This window comes from Streptomyces bohaiensis, assembly GCF_012033785.1.
Classification (GTDB): domain Bacteria; phylum Actinomycetota; class Actinomycetes; order Streptomycetales; family Streptomycetaceae; genus Streptomyces; species Streptomyces bohaiensis.
Genome location: NZ_JAAVJC010000424.1, coordinates 1 through 2,850, shown reverse-complemented (window position 1 = coordinate 2,850; position 2,850 = coordinate 1). Strand labels below are relative to the sequence as shown.

Below are 2,850 nucleotides of genomic sequence, written 5' to 3'. Positions count from 1 at the left end.
GTCCGGCTCGGCGCGACCGTCGCGGCGGCCCAGCAGCGCGCCGCGGTGCTGCGCCGTGCCGCCGCCGTCGCCGGCGAGGTCGCGGCCGAGGGCCGCTCGGCGGCGCTCGCGGAACCCGCCGAACTGACCCTGCGCGCCTCCCGGGAGGCCGACGCCGCCGCCGAGGAACTGGCCCGGTCCGCGGCCGCCGCGGTACGGGTCAAGGCCGGGGCGCCGCTGTCGCTCCGGTTCGTCGTGCCCGACGGTCCCCGCCACGCCGAGACCCGCCGCGTCGGGGAGCAGATCGCCGACCAGCTCGCCGCGATGGGGGTCCACGCCGAGCTGGTGGAGGTGGCGGCCGACCGGTACCTGACCGGCCACGTCGTCCCCGGCAACTTCGACCTCGCGCTGTACTCGTGGCCCGCCAGCGCCTTCCCCGCCACCGACGCCCGCGGGGTGTTCGCCAAGCCCCAGGGCATCCCCGGCGGGGAGCTGTTCATCGAGCAGAACTACGCCCGCGTCGGCACCGACCACATCGACCAGCTGCTGACACAGGCCGCCGGCGAGCTCGACGACGAGCGGCGGGCGGAGCTGCTGGCCAAGGCCGACACCCGGATCTGGGCGGCCGCCGGGTCGCTGCCGCTCTACCAGGCCCCGCAGCTGGTCGCGTCGGCGGACGAGGTCGCCGGGGTCGGCGCGTTCGGCCTCGGCACACCGCGCTACCAGGACATCGGCTTCCGCGGCTGACCACCGCCCCCGAACCCCCGCGGCCCCGTCCCGTCGGACGGGGCCGCGGCGCGTCCCGCCGGCCACCGCGAGAGGGCGACGCGCAGTCGGCCCGGCCGGGCACCGTACGATGGGGTATGAGGCCGGTGCGTGTGTCTGCCGGGCCAACCCCAACCACCAACCCGGGAGTAGCACCGCCGTGCCCACGCGCCACGACATCCGCAATGTCGCCATCGTCGCCCATGTCGACCACGGGAAGACCACCCTCGTCGACGCCATGCTGAAGCAGGCCGGCGCCTTCGCCGCCCACCAGCAGGTCGACGAGCGAGTGATGGACTCCAACGACCTGGAGCGCGAGAAGGGCATCACCATTCTCGCGAAGAACACCGCCGTCCGGTACCACCCCAAGGACGGCGGCGACCCGGTCGTCATCAACATCATCGACACCCCCGGCCACGCCGACTTCGGTGGCGAGGTCGAGCGCGGCCTGTCCATGGTCGACGCCGTCGTGCTGCTCGTCGACGCCTCCGAGGGCCCGCTGCCGCAGACGCGCTTCGTGCTGCGCAAGGCGCTCCAGGCCAAGCTGCCGGTCATCCTCTGCATCAACAAGACCGACCGGCCGGACTCCCGCATCGCCGAGGTCGTCGACGAGGCGTACGACCTCTTCCTCGACCTCGACGCGACCGAGGAGCAGATCGAGTTCCCGATCGTCTACGCCTGCGCCCGTGACGGGATCGCCTCGCTGACCAAGCCCGAGGACGGCACCGTCCCGGCCGACAGCGAGGACCTGCTGCCGCTCTTCACGACGCTGCTGGAGACGGTGCCGGCGCCCTCCTACGAGGAGAACGCCCCGCTCCAGGCGCACGTCACCAACCTCGACGCCGACAACTTCCTCGGCCGCATCGCGCTCTGCCGCATCCAGCAGGGGACGCTGCGCAAGGGCCAGACCGTGGCGTGGATGAAGCGCGACGGCACGGTCCACAACGTCCGCATCACCGAGCTGCTGATGACCGAGGCCCTCACCCGCAAGCCCGCGGAGGAGGCCGGCCCCGGTGACATCTGCGCCGTCGCGGGCATCCCCGAGATCATGATCGGCGAGACCCTCGCCGACCCGGAGAACCCGGTGGCGCTCCCGCTGATCCAGGTGGACGAGCCGGCGATCTCGATGACCATCGGTACCAACAACTCGCCGCTGGTCGGCAAGGGCGGCAAGGGCCACAAGGTCACCGCGCGCCTGGTCAAGGACCGGCTGGAGCGCGAGCTCATCGGCAACGTCTCGCTCCGCGTGCTGCCCACCGAGCGTCCCGACGCCTGGGAGGTCCAGGGCCGCGGTGAGCTCGCGCTGGCGATCCTGGTGGAGACCATGCGCCGCGAGGGCTTCGAGCTGACGGTGGGCCGCCCCGAGGTGGTCACCCGTGAGGTCGACGGCAAGACCCACGAGCCGGTCGAGCGCATGACCATCGACGTCCCCGAGGAGTACCTCGGCGCCGTCACCCAGGTGATGGCCTCCCGCAAGGGGCGCATGGAGACCATGACCAACCACGGCTCCGGCTGGGTGCGCATGGAGTTCCTGGTCCCGGCCCGCGGCCTCATCGGCTTCCGGACCGAGTTCCTGACCGAGACCCGCGGCACCGGCATCGCCCACTCGATCTTCGAGAGCTACGAGCCGTGGATGGGCGAGCTGCGCACCCGCAACAGCGGCTCGCTCGTCGCCGACCGCTCCGGCGTCGCCACCCCGTACGCGATGCTCAACCTCCAGGAGCGCGGCACGATCTTCATCGAGCCCGGCACCGAGGTGTACGAGGGCATGCTCGTCGGCGAGAACTCCCGCGCCGACGACATGGACGTCAACATCACCAAGGAGAAGAAGCTCACCAACATGCGGGCCTCCTCCGCCGACACCACCGAGAACCTGGTGCCGCCGCGCCGCCTCTCGCTGGAGCAGTCGCTGGAGTTCTGCCGCGACGACGAGTGCGTCGAGGTGACCCCGGACGAGGTGCGCATCCGCAAGGTCGTCCTCGACCAGCGGCTGCGGGCGCGCGCCGCCTCCAAGGCCAAGCACGCCTGACCCGTCGCGCCCCTCCCCGCACCGGGAGGGCGCGCGCGGCACGTACGAGGGGTGTGGCCCCGCCGGTTCTCCGGCGG

1 protein-coding gene and 1 pseudogene are annotated in these 2,850 nt (G+C 72.5%); both read left to right on the top strand.

Features of this window, described 5'->3' with window-relative positions; all coding sequences use genetic code 11:
* Window positions 1-726: pseudogene (locus tag HCN52_RS23530) on the top strand (ABC transporter family substrate-binding protein); the annotation flags it as partial.
* A gap of 178 nt (window positions 727-904) precedes the next feature.
* Window positions 905-2,773, top strand: a complete 1,869-nt coding sequence (gene typA, locus HCN52_RS23525; protein ID WP_167974823.1) for a translational GTPase TypA — start codon at window positions 905-907, stop codon at window positions 2,771-2,773.
* The last annotated feature ends 77 nt before the right edge of the window (window positions 2,774-2,850 follow it).